The sequence below is a fragment of the Rhizobium sp. 62_C5_N11_2 genome, assembly GCF_051811185.1.
Taxonomy (GTDB): Bacteria; Pseudomonadota; Alphaproteobacteria; order Rhizobiales; family Rhizobiaceae; genus Rhizobium; species Rhizobium leguminosarum.
Window position 1 is genome coordinate 238,300 of the sequence record NZ_JBPWPW010000001.1, and the last position, 13,598, is coordinate 251,897.

The window sequence follows — 13,598 nt, forward strand, 5'->3', positions numbered from 1 at the left end:
CAACAGGTATCGTGGCGGGTGGCCGGATCGAATTTGTGCCGGAATCGCCGGATCGATAAAACTCTAGCAAAGCCCGAAATCGGCCTCTAACCACAACTCCAAACATACCCGTTCAAAGCCCCTTGAAAGGCCATTCGATAAGAAAATTGGAAAGAAAAACCGGCGCCTGATGCCCCTGCTTATAAAAACGAAAGCAGGGATGCGGGACATGGCGGTTTTGGTGACGGGCGGCGCCGGATATATCGGCAGTCACATGGTGTGGGCGCTGCTCGATGCGGGCGAGGATGTGGTCGTGCTCGATCGACTCTCCACGGGCTTTCGCTGGGCCGTGGCGCCGGCGGCGCGTTTTTATCTCGGCGATATTGCCGATCCCGATGTCCTGAAAAAGGTCTTTATTGAAAACGACATCGAGGCGATCATCCATTTCGCCGGCTCCGCCGTCGTCCCGGTCTCGGTCGCCGATCCGCTCTCTTATTACGACAACAATTCCGGCAAGACCCGGGCGCTTCTGAGTGCTTCGGTCAAGGCCGGCATCCGCAACTTCGTCTTCTCCTCGACGGCGGCCGTCTATGGTCAGCAAAAGACCGACCTGCCGGTGAAGGAGACGGCCCCCCTCAATCCGGAAAATCCTTACGGTCAGTCGAAGCTGATGACCGAGTTCATGCTGCGCGATGCCGCCGCCGCCTATGATTTCAACTATGTCGCGCTTCGCTACTTCAATGTCGCCGGCGCCGACCCCCACCACCGTGCTGGCCAGTCGACGTCAGGCGCCACGCACCTCATCAAGGTCGCCTGCGAGGCAGCACTCGGCAGGCGCGACAGCGTCAATGTCTACGGCATCGATTATCCCACCCATGACGGCACCGGCGTGCGCGACTACATCCATGTCAGCGATCTCACGGATGCACATCTGAAAGCGCTGCAGCACCTGCGCAGAGGCAAGGGCTCGCTCGTTGCCAATTGCGGTTATGGCAGCGGCTATTCCGTGCTCGACGTGTTGAACATGGTCACCCGTCTGCACGGGCATTCCTTCAAGATCCATATGGCGCCGCGGCGCGTCGGCGATTCGGCAAGCGTCGTCGCAGACGCTTCGCTCGCTCGGCAAGTGCTCGACTGGAAGCCCAGATACGATTCGCTGGAAACCATCGTCCAGAGCTCGCTCGATTGGGAACTGTTCCTGTCGAACAAGAGCGTCGACGACCTGCAAAGCATCCACCGGGCACTCGCCGCCGCTTCGTTCTGATGCTGGAGCCTGTTTACGGTCCCCGCGTCTGCGGGGGCCCAATGCCGTTACGTGAATAAGGAAAAATCAAGCTTTCTCTGGCTGGCTCTGGCCAACGGAAAAGAGAAGATGAAGAACTTTCTGGCCTCATTGCAGCTGCAAAAAGACAATCCGACGCTTCTGCTGGCGCAGTTCCAGGCCCTGTCGTCGCAGATCCCCATTCTCTATGTCCTGCTGATCATCAACGCCCTTGCGGTGGCGATCACCCACCTCAAATCCGCGCCCCTGTGGCTCTCGCTCTACATTCCCGTCACCTTGAGCGTCGTCTGCGTCTTCCGTCTCTGCTGGTGGGAGATCAGGGGCAAGGAAGACGTGACCGCCGAGCGGGCCTACAGGCTGATGAAGATCACTATATCAGGCGCCGCCATCCTTGCCGTCGCTTTCGGCAGCTGGGCGATCGCGCTTTACCAATATGGCGACGCTTCCCAGCAGGGTCAGATCGCCTATTTCCTTGTCGTGACAGGCATTTCCTGCATCTTTTGCCTGATGCATCTGCCGATAGCGGCCGCGCTGACCACTGTGATCACCTTCTCGGCCATGGTTGCGACCTTCATGTTCTCCGGCAATCCCGTTTTCGTCGCGACTGCGGTCAGCGGCCTCTTCCTGATCCTGCCCTTTCTCCGGGTGATCAACAGCTATTTCCAGAATTTCGTCGGTCTCGTGCAATTGACCGAGGAGCTGAAGCAGAAGCAGGCGGAAGCCGAGGAGCTGAACCTCGTCAACAGCCGCAACGCCCTGCATGACCAACTGACCGGCCTTGCCAATCGTCGCAGCTTCTTTCTCTCGCTGGAAAAACGGCTGCAGAAGGATCCGTCGACGCCGCCCGTCCTCGGCATTCTCGATCTCGATGGCTTCAAGCCTGTCAACGACGTCTTCGGCCATGCCGCCGGCGATCTCGTGCTCAAGGAGACGGCCCGCCGCTTCGTCACGCTGGTCGGCGAAGAGGGCATCGTCTCTCGTCTCGGCGGTGATGAGTTCGGTATCATCTTCCCCTGCTCGATGACACGCCAGGCGATCGCCGATCTTGGTCAGGCGCTCTGTGCTGCCGTCCGCGATCCCTACGAAATCCCCGACGGCTCGGTCCGTGTCTTCGGTTCCTGCGGCATCGTCTATCCCGATATCGGCGAGTACACGGCCGAGGATCTCTACGAGAAAGCAGACTTCGCCCTCTATCAGGTCAAGAGCAAGCGCAGCAGCGGTGTCGAATTCTTCTCGGCCGAGCACGAGAAGATCCTGACCCAGCGCCACCTGATCGAACTCGAGCTGCAGGCGAACGACTTCGCGAAGGAATTGAAACTTGACTATCAGCCGATCGTCGAATTGAGGAGCGGCCGCGTCGTCGCTTACGAGGCGCTCGCCCGCTGGGACAGCGCCCGCTTCGGCCGGATCAGTCCCGAAGCCTTTATTCCCGCTGCCGAGCGCACGGCCGTCATCGGCCGCATGACTCGCATCCTCTTCGCCAAGGCGCTCGAAGCGCTGGCGATCATTCCACGGCATCTCAGGCTGTCTTTCAATCTCTCGGCGCGCGATATCTGCGACCACGAGACCTCGATGGCGCTGCTTGCCATGATCACCCGCTCCGGCATCGATCCCAGGCGCATCGAATTCGAGATCACCGAGACGGCACTGCTCTCCGATTTCGACACCGCCGACCAGGTAATCACAATGCTGCGCGCCGCCGGCATCTCGATTGCCCTTGACGATTTCGGCACCGGCTATTCGAGCCTCAGCCACATTCATCGTCTCGGCTTCGACAAGCTGAAGATCGACAAGTCCTTCGTGATGAATTTCGATCGTGACGCCCGTTGCATGAACATTACCCGCTCGGTCGCCAATCTCTGCCAGAATCTCGGCATTGCCTCCGTCGCCGAAGGCGTCGAAAGCGAAGAGATCGCCGAGGGATTGAAGGCAATGGGCGTTCGTCTGGCGCAGGGCTATCATTTCTCGCGGCCGCTGCCGCTGGAACTTGCCATCGATTACGCCGCCCGGTGCGAGGCCGCAGCCTCCGCCCGCAATTCGCTGTCTGCCTGAGCCAATCTTCGACCGGTCTTAAATCGACTGGAGCGAAGCTACATCGTCGTCTATTCATGGTTCAACAGGATGAGGTGAACCATGCAAGACGGCGAAGTCATCATTGAACGGCGGGAGACCGCGGGGGTGATCCGGCTCAACCGGCCGCGGGCGTTGAACAGCCTGACGCTGCCGATGATCCGGGCGATCACTGGGGCGCTTCACGCTTTTGCCGGGGATCCCGAGGTGGCGAGCGTCGTGGCGAGGGGAGAGGGCGAACGCGGCTTCTGTGCCGGCGGCGATATCCGCGTCCTGCATGAGAGTGCTCGCGCCGGCGATGGCCTGGCGGCAAGCTTCTGGCGCGAGGAATTCCGCCTCAACCATATGATTGCCTCCTACCCCAAACCCTATGTCGCGCTGATGGACGGCATCACCATGGGCGGCGGCGTCGGCCTGTCGTCGCACGGCCGCCACCGCATCGTCACCGAGCGCACGCGCCTTGCCATGCCCGAAACCGGCATCGGCTATGTCCCGGATGTCGGCGCCACCTGGCTGCTGCCGCGCGCGCCGGGCGAAGCCGGAACATGGCTCGGCCTGACAGGGCTCGATATCGGCGCTGCCGACGCGATCCACGCTGGGCTTGCCGACCTCCAGATCGCGTCGCCTCGATTGGGTGAGGTGATCGATGCTCTCTCGGGCCTGCCGCGCGGCAGTTCATCCAGCGACGTGGATGCCGTGCTGCAGGCGCTTTCGGAGCTTCAGGGAGAAAGCCGGCTGCGGCAGAACGCAGCAATGATCGATCGCGCATTCCGTTTCGACAACGTCGAGGAAATCCTGGCAGCGCTTGCCGGGGAGGAAGGCGAATTTGCCGCCGAGACACGCCGGGTGATGCTGACGCGTTCACCGACCAGCCTGAAGCTCGCTTTACGGCTGCTCAGGGCCGGCCGCCGCAGCGCCTCGCTTGCCGAATGTCTCGGCCGCGAACTCGGCGCCTGTCTGCAGATGCTTGATAATCCCGATTTTTTCGAGGGCATCCGCGCCGCCGTCATCGACAAGGACCGCAATCCGCAATGGTCGCCGGCGTCAGTCGAGGCCGTGGAGGCATCAACGGTCGAGAATTTCCTGAAACCGGCCGAACCGCCGCTTTCACTCTGAACGCTATCCAGTTATCGCCACATGCCGCGCATGCGGGCGCCGACATCGATGCGCACCTGCCGCGCCTGCTGCTGGGCGACGGTCTGCGATTTCATCTGTGGCCAGCTGCAGGCCTCGAAGAACTGCAGCAGCGTCGCAGGAATGAAGCGGCTGCGTGAGGCATAGACGTGCCGGTCGCCCTGCGAGTTCTGACCATAGGTGAAGAAGCGTTGCGGCACGACAAGGTCGAGACCATCCCGGGCGCGCGTCATGGCGACATAGAGCAGCCGGCGTTCCTCTTCGATTTCGGCGGTGGTGCCGACGGCGAGATCGCTCGGTATGCATCCGTCGACGACGTTCAGCATGAAGACCCTCGTCCATTCCTGGCCCTTGGCGGAATGGATGGTCGACAGGATGAGATAGTCTTCGTCGAGAAGCGGCACGCCCGCCTGGTCGCTGGTCGCATCGGGCGGGTCGAGGGTGAGCTCGGTGAGGAAACGCTCGCGCGAGGCATAACCGCCGGCGATCTGCTCGAGCTGTAACAGGTCGGCCTGCCGCGTCGCTGCGTCCTCGTGCAGCCGTTCCAGATGCGGCGCGTACCATTGCCGCGCCAGGCCGATTTCCGCCGGCCAGCCGGCCTTGCCGGTCTTCAGCTCCTGCAGCATCGAGACGAACATTGTCCAGTCTTCGCCGGAACGCGGCGGCGCCGGCATGGCAGCGAGAGCAGAAATCGGGCTGGCATCCTCGGCCATCTGGTCGAGCGTCTTCTGCGCCGTCGACGGCCCGACGCCCGGCAGGATCTGCATCAGCCGGAAGCCGGCCACCCGGTCGCGCGGGTTCTGCGCGAAGCGAAGGGCGGCCAGCATGTCCTTCACATGCGCGCTGTCGAGAAACTTCAGCCCGCCGAATTTGACGAAGGGAATGTTGCGCCGGGTCAACTCGACCTCCAGCGGCCCGCTGTGATGCGAGGCGCGGAAGAGCACGGCCTGCTGCTTGAGCGTGAGGCCTTCCTCGCGGTTGTCGAGCACCATGTCGGCGACGTAGCGCGCCTGCTCGGCCTCGTCGCGCACCGTGACGAGGCGCGGCCTCTCGGATGATTGCCGCTCGGTCCAGAGGTTCTTGGTGAAGCGCTCCGAGGCGAGATCGATGACGGCGTTGGCGGCGGCGAGGATCGGCTGCGTCGAGCGGTAGTTGCGGTCGAGGGTGACGATATTGGCGGCCGGGCTGAAGGCGGCGGGAAAATCGAGGATATTGCGCACCGTCGCGGCGCGGAAGGAATAGATCGACTGCGCATCGTCACCGACGACGGTCAGCCCCTGGCCGCCGGGCTTCAGCGCCAGCAGGATCGAGGCCTGCAGCCGGTTGGTGTCCTGATATTCATCAACGAGCACATGGTCGAAGCGGCTGCCGATATCCTCGGCAATGACAGTCTCGCCGACCATCTGCGCCCAGTAGAGCAGCAGATCGTCGTAATCGAGCACGTTCTGGCTCTGCTTGGCCTCGACATAGCTGGCGAAAAGTTCGCGCAGCTGTTTTTCCCACGCCGCGCACCAGGGAAAGACGTCGCGTAGCACGAGGTCGAGCGCGGTTTCCGAATTCACCGCTCTGGAATAGATGGCAAGACAGGTGCCCTTTGTGGGAAAGCGGCTTTCCGTCTTCGAGAAACCAAGGTCGTGCCGGATCAGGTTCATCAGATCGGCGCTGTCTTCGCGGTCATGGATGGTGAAATCGGCATCGAGGCCGATCTGCTGGGCATAATCGCGCAACAGCCGCGCGCCGATGCCATGGAAGGTGCCGGACCAGGAAAGCGCATCCGCCATGACGCCGGCATTCGCACCAAGCACATCGCGGCAGATGCGCTCGACGCGCCGCGCCATCTCGGCGGCTGCCCGGCGCGAAAAGGTCATCAGCAGGATGCGGCGGGGATCGGCGCCTTTGACGATCAGATGGGCGACCCGATGCGCCAAGGTATTCGTCTTGCCGGAGCCGGCGCCGGCAATGACCAGCAGCGGCCCGGCAATATGGCTGCCGTCGATGAGCGTGCCGTGCTCGACGGCCATGCGCTGCTGCGGATTGAGCTTTTCGAGATACATCCAGCCGTCCGGTCGGGCTCCCGCAGAATCACTGGGGAAAGATTAGATGTTCCTTGAATGTTCGCGATTGCCGCCTCTGTCAAGCGATCTGGCGCGCGAGCAACATCTCAGTCGGGGAAATCCGGACCGACTACGCGCCGCACCAGCTTCAGGCTGCGGTCGGGCTGAAGGATATAGGTTTCCTCCACGCGCTGTCCCGTCCCGTTGTAGAACTGGTTGTAGACGGCGCTGCCGACCGGCGACTTGGTGAGCTTCGTTCGCGGCTGGCCGCCATAGGTAATGCTGCCGGGAATGGGTTCCAGCGCCGGCGTATCGGCCGAGGAGCAGCCGGCAAGCAATGCCCCGGCAAACAAGACAGGCAGAAGCGCTTTCATCGTCATCATCCCTCTTTCGACTGCAGCCAGATATGGAAGTCGCCGCACCTTTCGCCAAGGGTAGCCCATGCCGCCCGCGCAGGTATCGCTGTCGAGCAGGCTCTTCTTTTCCGGGGGACGCAACGAAATGCGTACCTGCGACGTTAACAGACATCAACCAACATCAGGAAACGTTCACGGTGCTCGGCTTTCCAGCATTCACGGGGCATGACGAGCCCGGCCCGCAGGGCCACAGCGATGCCGCGACGCGCGCCTCGGTGGAGAGCGCCCTTCATGCGGCCGCCGATTTCGAAGCCGGCGAAATCACCGTCGGCATATCCGGCTACTATGTCATCCTGGAAGGTTTCGTGCGCCGGCGGGGTGATGTCGAGCGCGCGGTCGAGATCGCTGAGGGCGTCGTCGGACGAGGCTATGTGCGTGGTCGCCTGCTGCGACGCTGAAGTCTTGAGAATGGGATGCCGCGCCGGTTCGCGCGCTCATGTCTTTGCGATGCATGAAGGGAACCAAAACACCCTCCCACGTGTTGAAAGGCCGGACCTAAACGCTGGAGACCCCCATGCAGTCGCTTCTTCGCATCTCTGCAATGACCTTGATAACAGGCGGTGTCTTTGCCGGCTCCGCCCACGCCTCGCTGGAAACCGGCACGAATTATTCCGCTTTGCCGAAGGACCAGATCGCCCTCAACGAATATACCGGGACCGTCGCCTGCACGCCGGCAGATCCTCAGTATTTGCCGTCCTTCATCCGCGCGGCGGATGGCACGATCATCGGTGTCGGTTATGTCGAAGTGGAGAATGAGGGCGGCGCGGACTGCTGAAACATCCGCTTTGCTCGGACGAGGCTCGCCTGCGTTTCCGCAGAGGTGACGAGCCTCTAACCATCATCATGATGGCTGGCCATCTTCTATGAATACACCTGTACCAGGCGCAACGCCTGCTGCACCAAAACCCGGCGCGAGTTCGATGCAGGGTTAAGTAAAATTAAAGCATTGTCCCGTTCCGGCACGTTCCGTTTACGAACGACCTGAAGCGGCCTGGAAATCCTGACCGAAGTGCAGCGCATAACCCCGAAAATTGGAATCGATTTTCGGAAAGGATTATGCGCCAGTTCAATGAAGCTTCAGCTTCGCCTCTTCGGCTGCCGCCAGAAACTCGGCTCTCGCCTCTTCCACGCTCTTGCGCCCGTCGAGCGCTGCCCGGCAGGTGCTGCGGGCCTTGATATAACGAAGCCCGCGCACACTCGGCCAGAGATCCGCCAGGCACTTCAGCGCATCGAACGGACCATTGACCGTTCGCGCATCGGCATTTTCGAAACCAACCTTGACCGGGCTGTTCCATCTTTCAGTTGCCATCGACGCTCCTCCACGATTTTCGACAGAAATGAGCGCAACATCTCCCAGTTCCTCCGGGGAGACTCTGCGATAGCTAATACTCTAGCGCGATTTTCACCGTCGGCAAATGGGCGGATCGTCACTGATGCCGCCACGAATGGTTTCGCCTCGACCCATGACAGGAAAGCCTATGGACGCCAACTGATGAGAAACGCCAACTTATAAGGTGTTTTCGCCGGGAAGGGTGGAGTCGAGATTGACTGTCTTTTCAAGAAAACTGGTGCTGCCGAGTGGGATTGAACCACCGACCTCACCCTTACCAAGGGTGTGCTCTACCACTGAGCTACGGCAGCAAGACCAGACCGCGCGAGCCGGGTGGCTCAATCGCGAGAACGGGGGGCTATTGCCACAGCTTGGCGGCCAGCGCAAGCTGCAAATTCCAACTTCGCGTCGATTGCGGCGAAGGGCCTTTTGGATCGGCGCGAATTCAGCTAATCCTGTTCCCATGAACGAAAAGACCGAATCCGGCCAGCAGAGCCGCAAAGAGGCGATCGAGGCACAGGCGAAACTGCGCCGCGAGCGCGCCGCCGACAAGCTCAGGGAAAATCTGGGGCGACGCAAACAGCAGGTCCGCGCCCGCCGTTCGGGCCAGGCCGACGAAACAAATGGGCTGCCCGCCGCAAAAATGGACGAATCGTAATGTTCCGTCCGTCGCGAATTGAAGCGTGTCGAGAAATCCCCTAAACACCTCACTCCTTATTCCAAGGCAGAACTTTCAGGAAAGGCGGGCGCTGCCCGTAAGCGCACATGGATCGTATCAGAATCGTCGGCGGTAATGAGCTGAATGGCATCATTCCGATTTCCGGCGCCAAGAATGCCGCACTGCCGCTGATGATCGCCTCGCTTCTGACCAGCGATACGCTGACGCTCGAAAACGTGCCGCATCTTGCCGATGTCGAATTGCTGATGCGCATCCTCGGCAATCACGGCGTCGATGTCGCCGTCAACGGCCGCCGCGAGCGCCAGGAAGATTCCTATTCACGCACGATCCATTTCACCTGCCGCACCATCGTCGATACCACAGCATCTTATGAACTGGTTTCGAAGATGCGCGCCTCCTTCTGGGTCATCGGCCCCTTGCTTGCGCGCGAAGGCCATTGCCGCGTGTCGCTGCCGGGCGGCTGTGCCATCGGCACGCGCCCCGTTGATCTCTTCATCGAGGGCCTGACGGCGCTCGGCGCGAGCATGGAGATCGATGCCGGTTATATCAACGCCAAGGCCCCGGCTGGCGGCCTGATCGGCGCGCGCTACACCTTCCCGAAGGTCTCCGTCGGCGCCACCCATGTGATGATGATGGCGGCGACGCTTGCCCGCGGCACGACGGTGATCGGCAATGCCGCCCGCGAGCCTGAGGTCGTCGATCTCGCCAACTGCCTGAACGCCATGGGTGCCAAGATCACAGGCGCCGGCACGGCGACGATCACCATTGAAGGCGTCACCTCGCTCTCCGGCGCCCGCCACCGCGTCCTGCCGGATCGCATCGAGACCGGCACCTATGCCATGGCCGTCGCCATGGCCGGCGGTGACGTCGTGCTCGAGAATACCGATGTGGCGCTGCTCGAAACCGCAGTGGAAACGCTGCGCCGTGCCGGCGCGGAAATCTCGTCGACCAACAACGGCATGCGCATCAAGCGCAACGGCGCCGGCATCAGACCGGTCGATATCGTCACCGATCCTTTCCCGGGCTTCCCGACCGATCTGCAGGCGCAGTTCATGGCGCTGATGACCCGTTCTTCCGGCGTCTCGCATGTCACCGAGACCATCTTCGAAAACCGTTTCATGCATGTGCAGGAGCTTGCCCGACTCGGCGCCAGGATCTCGCTGTCCGGCCAGACGGCGAAGATCGAGGGTGTCCAACGCCTGCGCGGCGCGCCCGTCATGGCGACCGATCTGCGCGCTTCCGTCTCGCTGGTCATCGCTGGCCTTGCCGCCGAGGGCGAAACCACGGTCTCCCGCGTCTATCACCTCGACCGCGGTTTCGAGCGGCTCGAGGAGAAGCTGACCCGCTGCGGCGCCATCGTCGAGCGCATCAGCGAGTGAGGAACGGGCGCTGGAGCATAATTCCTTAAATCGGAATCCGGATCTATGGCGATCCTTATCCCGGTTGCGTAATTGGCCGCAGCGCCTTATTTCCCTTGTCTGACGCATCGCCATTCCGGCGGTGCCCGGCCTCGGCCGGCAATGGGATTGAGACTGAATGACCGACCTGAAACTTGTTGCGCTCGATGACGAGGATCTTGCGATCATTTCCGCGCATATGCAGGACAGCGTCTTCAAGGTCGGCGACATCGACTGGTCGCCGCGCGACGCGCAGTTCGCGCTTGCCGCCAATCGTTTCGTCTGGGAAGGTGCCGAGCGCAAGCGCAGGGGTTTTGAGCGCCGCCGCGCTGCCCTGGTCTTCAAGCGCGCGCTTGCCGTCCGCTCGCTCGGCATCGACCGTCAAAAGCGGGACGAGGTGCTGTCGCTGCTGGCGTTGCGCTTCGAGAAGAAGGGCGAGGGGCCGGAGGGCACGATCGAGCTGTCGCTGTCGGGCACGGCTTCGATTGCGCTCGATGTCGAATGCATCGAGGTCCAGCTGGCCGATATCGGAGGCGCCTGGGAGGCGTCTTCCAAGCCTCGCCACCTCTAGTGCTTGACGCCTTGAGTTTGAACATCGCAGTTTCGAGTTGAGAAGGAATATCGGCCTTGGCTATCTGGCTGGATCAGGCATCGGAAGGTTTCGAGCAGCATTTTGCCGCCTTTCTGACGACGAAGCGTGAAGTCTCCGAGGATGTGAACATCGTCGTTCGCGCCATCATTGATGACGTGCGCGCCCGTGGCGATGTCGCGCTTGCCGAATATTCGCTGAAATTCGACGGCATCGATTTCGCCACCGTCCCGATGCGCGTCACATCAGAGGAAATCGACGCTGCTGTCGAGGCGGTGCCTTCGGAAGTGCTGGGCGCGCTGAAGCTCGCGGCGCTCCGCATCGAATCCCATCATCGCCGGCAGCTGCCGAAGGACGATATCTACGAGGACGACCTCGGTGTCGGTCTCGGCTCGCGCTGGACGGCGATCGAAGCGGTTGGGCTCTATGTTCCGGGCGGCACCGCGAGCTATCCGAGCTCGGTGCTGATGAATGCCGTGCCGGCCAAGGTCGCCGGCGTCGATCGCATCGTCATCGCCGTTCCTGCCACTGGCGGCGCCGTCAATCCAGCGGTGCTTGCCGCCGCCAAGCTTGTCGGTGTCACCGAGATTTACCGTGTCGGCGGCGCCCAGGCGATCGCGGCTCTTGCCTATGGCACCGAGACGATCGCCCCGGTCGCCAAGATCACCGGCCCCGGCAATGCCTATGTCGCTGCTGCCAAGCGCCATGTCTTCGGCACCGTCGGCATCGATATGATCGCCGGCCCCTCTGAAGTGCTTGTCATTGCAGACAAGGACAACAATCCGGATTGGATCGCCGCCGACCTCCTGGCGCAGGCCGAGCACGACGTCAGTTCCCAGGCGATCCTGATCACCGACGATGCAGCATTCGGCAAGGCGGTGGAGCAGGCGGTCGAACGCCAGCTGAAGACGTTGAACCGGGCTGAGACGGCGGCAGCAAGCTGGCGCGATTTCGGCGCTGTCATCCTCGTTTCCGATCTGAAACAGGCCATACCGCTGGCAAACCGCATCGCTGCCGAGCATTTGGAGCTCGCCGTCGTCGATCCGGACCGGCTGCTCGACGGCATCCGCAATGCCGGCGCGATCTTCATCGGCGCCCATACGCCTGAAGTGATCGGCGATTATGTTGGCGGTTCGAACCATGTGCTGCCGACGGCGCGTTCGGCGCGCTTCTCGTCCGGTCTTTCGGTGCTCGATTTCGTCAAGCGCACCTCGATCCTGCGCCTCGGCCCGCAGCAGCTGCGCACCCTCGGCCCGGCGGCGATCGCCCTTGCCGTTTCCGAAGGCCTCGATGCCCATGCGCGATCGGTCGCGATCCGCCTCAACCTCGAAAGGTGAGGGCGCATGGCGAAGGGCGAATTCCGGCTTTGCGACGTCGTCCTTGACGATACGATCGGCCGTTCGACGCCCGATGTCGAGCATGAACGCGCCGTCGCCATCTTCGATCTGATCGAGGAGAATAGTTTCGAGCCGCTCGGCCATGTCGGCGGACCTTACCGGCTGAACATCTCGCTGGTCGATTCGAAGCTGGTTTTTGCCATCACCACCGACGAGGGTGGCGGTGTCGCCACCCATATCCTGTCGCTCACGCCCTTCCGGCGGATCGTCAAGGATTACTTCATGATCTGCGAGAGCTATTACGAAGCGATCCGTTCGTCGACGCCAAGCCGCATCGAGGCGATCGACATGGGCCGGCGCGGCATCCACAATGAAGGCTCGCAGACGCTGAAGGATAGGCTGGCCGGTAAGATAGAGGTCGATTTCGACACCGCCCGGCGCCTCTTCACGCTGGTCTGCGTGCTCTACTGGCGCGGATGATGGCAATGGAGCGGCCCGTCGACGTCGAGGAGGGAAAGAGGCCGGGCGCCATCCTCTTCATGTGCGGGATGAATGCCATCCGCTCGCCGATAGCCGAAGCGATCGCCCGTAGCATTCTGCCGGCCAATACCTATATCAGGTCCGCCGGCGTTCGCGCCGGCGAGCGCGATCCCTTCGTGGATGTCGTGCTCGACGAGATCGGCCTTTCCCTCGGGCGCCGCCAGCCGCAGACGCTGGAAGAGCTCGAGGATGATTACTTCGATCTGATCATCACGCTGTCGCCGCAGGCCCATCATGCGGCACTTGAGCTGACCCGGTCGAATGCGGTCGATGTCGTCTACTGGCCGACGATGGATCCGACGGTTGCAATCGGAACGCGTGAGCAGATTCTGGAGAGCTACCGCGAGGTCCGCGATCATCTGGCCGGCCTCATCGAAAGCCGGCTACTCAAACGAAATGGCATTGCTGCGCAATCGGCATGAAAACAAATAAAGGAAAGGCCGTTCAACAAGGTTCACAAACCTGCGTTGATTGTGTAGTTTCCGCCCAAATTTTAAAGGCGCGCGCTGCGCTGCCTATTCAACCCACAGGAAGAAAACACTTATATGCCTAAAGAAGAAGTCCTCGAATTCCCGGGAATCGTCACCGAACTTCTGCCGAATGCGACGTTCCGCGTGAAGCTCGAAAACGAACACGAGATCATCGCCCACACCGCCGGCCGCATGCGCAAGAACCGCATCCGCGTTCTCGCCGGCGACAAGGTGCTTGTGGAAATGACGCCCTACGATTTGACCAAGGGCCGGATTACCTACCGTTTCAAGTAAGTTCGCCCGAAGGTCCTGCAAGGGTTT

15 protein-coding genes and 1 tRNA gene are annotated in these 13,598 nt (G+C 61.7%); 12 read left to right on the plus strand and 4 right to left on the minus strand.

Going from position 1 to position 13,598, the window contains the following annotated elements:
• The first annotated feature begins 208 nt into the window (after positions 1-208).
• The 3 genes from galE (at position 209) to AB8B31_RS01250 (ending at position 4,447) form a co-directional block, all read left to right on the plus strand.
• The gene (gene galE / locus AB8B31_RS01240; RefSeq protein ID WP_028731532.1) at positions 209-1,243 is read left to right on the plus strand and encodes a UDP-glucose 4-epimerase GalE; all 1,035 of its coding nucleotides are present in this window, start codon (positions 209-211) and stop codon (positions 1,241-1,243) included.
• 108 nt (positions 1,244-1,351) lie between these two features.
• A complete protein-coding gene (locus tag AB8B31_RS01245) occupies positions 1,352-3,313 on the plus strand; it encodes a putative bifunctional diguanylate cyclase/phosphodiesterase (protein ID WP_115157052.1) in 1,962 nt (653 codons plus the stop codon).
• An 81-nt stretch (positions 3,314-3,394) separates the two neighbouring features.
• Positions 3,395-4,447: an enoyl-CoA hydratase/isomerase family protein gene (locus AB8B31_RS01250; RefSeq protein WP_028731531.1), complete on the plus strand. Its 1,053-nt coding sequence runs from the start codon at positions 3,395-3,397 to the stop codon at positions 4,445-4,447.
• Positions 4,448-4,458: 11 nt separating this feature from the next.
• On the opposite strand, the gene AB8B31_RS01255 is transcribed toward AB8B31_RS01250, so the two are convergent.
• The gene (locus AB8B31_RS01255; RefSeq protein ID WP_028731530.1) at positions 4,459-6,519 is read right to left on the minus strand and encodes an ATP-dependent helicase; all 2,061 of its coding nucleotides are present in this window, start codon (positions 6,517-6,519) and stop codon (positions 4,459-4,461) included.
• Positions 6,520-6,626: 107 nt separating this feature from the next.
• On the minus strand, positions 6,627-6,893 hold the full coding sequence (locus AB8B31_RS01260) for a membrane protein (RefSeq protein ID WP_028731529.1): 267 nt from the start codon (positions 6,891-6,893) through the stop codon (positions 6,627-6,629).
• 179 nt (positions 6,894-7,072) lie between these two features.
• Here AB8B31_RS01260 and AB8B31_RS01265 point away from each other — a divergent pair, with 179 nt between their 5' ends.
• On the plus strand, positions 7,073-7,333 hold the full coding sequence (locus AB8B31_RS01265; RefSeq protein WP_028731528.1) for a BON domain-containing protein: 261 nt from the start codon (positions 7,073-7,075) through the stop codon (positions 7,331-7,333).
• 116 nt (positions 7,334-7,449) lie between these two features.
• A complete protein-coding gene (locus AB8B31_RS01270; RefSeq protein WP_018244701.1) occupies positions 7,450-7,710 on the plus strand; it encodes a hypothetical protein in 261 nt (86 codons plus the stop codon).
• Between the two features lie 291 nt (positions 7,711-8,001).
• Here the strand turns inward: AB8B31_RS01270 and AB8B31_RS01275 are convergent, their stop codons facing one another.
• Together AB8B31_RS01275 and AB8B31_RS01280 are read right to left on the minus strand one after the other, a co-directional pair.
• Positions 8,002-8,244 carry a DUF982 domain-containing protein gene (locus AB8B31_RS01275; RefSeq protein ID WP_018244702.1) on the minus strand — a complete coding sequence of 81 codons (243 nt, stop codon included), beginning with the start codon at positions 8,242-8,244 and terminating at the stop codon, positions 8,002-8,004.
• Positions 8,245-8,501: 257 nt separating this feature from the next.
• Positions 8,502-8,576, minus strand: a tRNA-Thr gene (locus tag AB8B31_RS01280).
• A 152-nt stretch (positions 8,577-8,728) separates the two neighbouring features.
• Here AB8B31_RS01280 and AB8B31_RS01285 point away from each other — a divergent pair.
• The 7 genes from AB8B31_RS01285 to infA all read left to right on the plus strand — a co-directional run bounded on the left by AB8B31_RS01285 (position 8,729) and on the right by infA (position 13,571).
• Positions 8,729-8,923, plus strand: a complete 195-nt coding sequence (locus tag AB8B31_RS01285; RefSeq protein ID WP_028731527.1) for a hypothetical protein — start codon at positions 8,729-8,731, stop codon at positions 8,921-8,923.
• A 107-nt stretch (positions 8,924-9,030) separates the two neighbouring features.
• Positions 9,031-10,323 carry a UDP-N-acetylglucosamine 1-carboxyvinyltransferase gene (gene murA, locus AB8B31_RS01290; protein ID WP_028731526.1) on the plus strand — a complete coding sequence of 431 codons (1,293 nt, stop codon included), beginning with the start codon at positions 9,031-9,033 and terminating at the stop codon, positions 10,321-10,323.
• A gap of 157 nt (positions 10,324-10,480) precedes the next feature.
• Positions 10,481-10,912, plus strand: coding sequence for a DUF2948 family protein (locus AB8B31_RS01295; RefSeq protein WP_018447596.1), 432 nt, complete (start codon positions 10,481-10,483; stop codon positions 10,910-10,912).
• Between the two features lie 56 nt (positions 10,913-10,968).
• Positions 10,969-12,267 (plus strand): histidinol dehydrogenase, encoded by a 1,299-nt coding sequence (hisD, locus tag AB8B31_RS01300; RefSeq protein WP_028731525.1) that lies wholly within the window; start codon positions 10,969-10,971, stop codon positions 12,265-12,267.
• Between the two features lie 6 nt (positions 12,268-12,273).
• Positions 12,274-12,747: a UPF0262 family protein gene (locus AB8B31_RS01305; RefSeq protein ID WP_018244707.1), complete on the plus strand. Its 474-nt coding sequence runs from the start codon at positions 12,274-12,276 to the stop codon at positions 12,745-12,747.
• Positions 12,744-13,229, plus strand: a complete 486-nt coding sequence (locus AB8B31_RS01310; protein WP_439007341.1) for a low molecular weight phosphatase family protein — start codon at positions 12,744-12,746, stop codon at positions 13,227-13,229. The genes AB8B31_RS01305 and AB8B31_RS01310 overlap by 4 nt, the downstream gene beginning before the upstream one ends.
• 123 nt (positions 13,230-13,352) lie before the next feature.
• On the plus strand, positions 13,353-13,571 hold the full coding sequence (gene infA, locus AB8B31_RS01315) for a translation initiation factor IF-1 (protein WP_003545338.1): 219 nt from the start codon (positions 13,353-13,355) through the stop codon (positions 13,569-13,571).
• Positions 13,572-13,598: the final 27 nt, after the last annotated feature.

What these genes read in the sequence shown, in the direction of transcription:
- galE (WP_028731532.1), top strand. Translation starts at nt 209, where the DNA reads ATGGCGGTTTTGGTGACGGGCGGCGCCGGATATATCGGCAGTCACATG.
- AB8B31_RS01245 (WP_115157052.1), top strand. Translation starts at nt 1,352, where the DNA reads ATGAAGAACTTTCTGGCCTCATTGCAGCTGCAAAAAGACAATCCGACG.
- AB8B31_RS01250 (WP_028731531.1), top strand. Translation starts at nt 3,395, where the DNA reads ATGCAAGACGGCGAAGTCATCATTGAACGGCGGGAGACCGCGGGGGTG.
- AB8B31_RS01255 (WP_028731530.1), bottom strand. Translation starts at nt 6,519, where the DNA reads ATGTATCTCGAAAAGCTCAATCCGCAGCAGCGCATGGCCGTCGAGCAC.
- AB8B31_RS01260 (WP_028731529.1), bottom strand. Translation starts at nt 6,893, where the DNA reads ATGAAAGCGCTTCTGCCTGTCTTGTTTGCCGGGGCATTGCTTGCCGGC.
- AB8B31_RS01270 (WP_018244701.1), top strand. Translation starts at nt 7,450, where the DNA reads ATGCAGTCGCTTCTTCGCATCTCTGCAATGACCTTGATAACAGGCGGT.
- AB8B31_RS01275 (WP_018244702.1), bottom strand. Translation starts at nt 8,244, where the DNA reads ATGGCAACTGAAAGATGGAACAGCCCGGTCAAGGTTGGTTTCGAAAAT.
- AB8B31_RS01285 (WP_028731527.1), top strand. Translation starts at nt 8,729, where the DNA reads ATGAACGAAAAGACCGAATCCGGCCAGCAGAGCCGCAAAGAGGCGATC.
- murA (WP_028731526.1), top strand. Translation starts at nt 9,031, where the DNA reads ATGGATCGTATCAGAATCGTCGGCGGTAATGAGCTGAATGGCATCATT.
- AB8B31_RS01295 (WP_018447596.1), top strand. Translation starts at nt 10,481, where the DNA reads ATGACCGACCTGAAACTTGTTGCGCTCGATGACGAGGATCTTGCGATC.
- AB8B31_RS01305 (WP_018244707.1), top strand. Translation starts at nt 12,274, where the DNA reads ATGGCGAAGGGCGAATTCCGGCTTTGCGACGTCGTCCTTGACGATACG.
- AB8B31_RS01310 (WP_439007341.1), top strand. Translation starts at nt 12,744, where the DNA reads ATGATGGCAATGGAGCGGCCCGTCGACGTCGAGGAGGGAAAGAGGCCG.
- infA (WP_003545338.1), top strand. Translation starts at nt 13,353, where the DNA reads ATGCCTAAAGAAGAAGTCCTCGAATTCCCGGGAATCGTCACCGAACTT.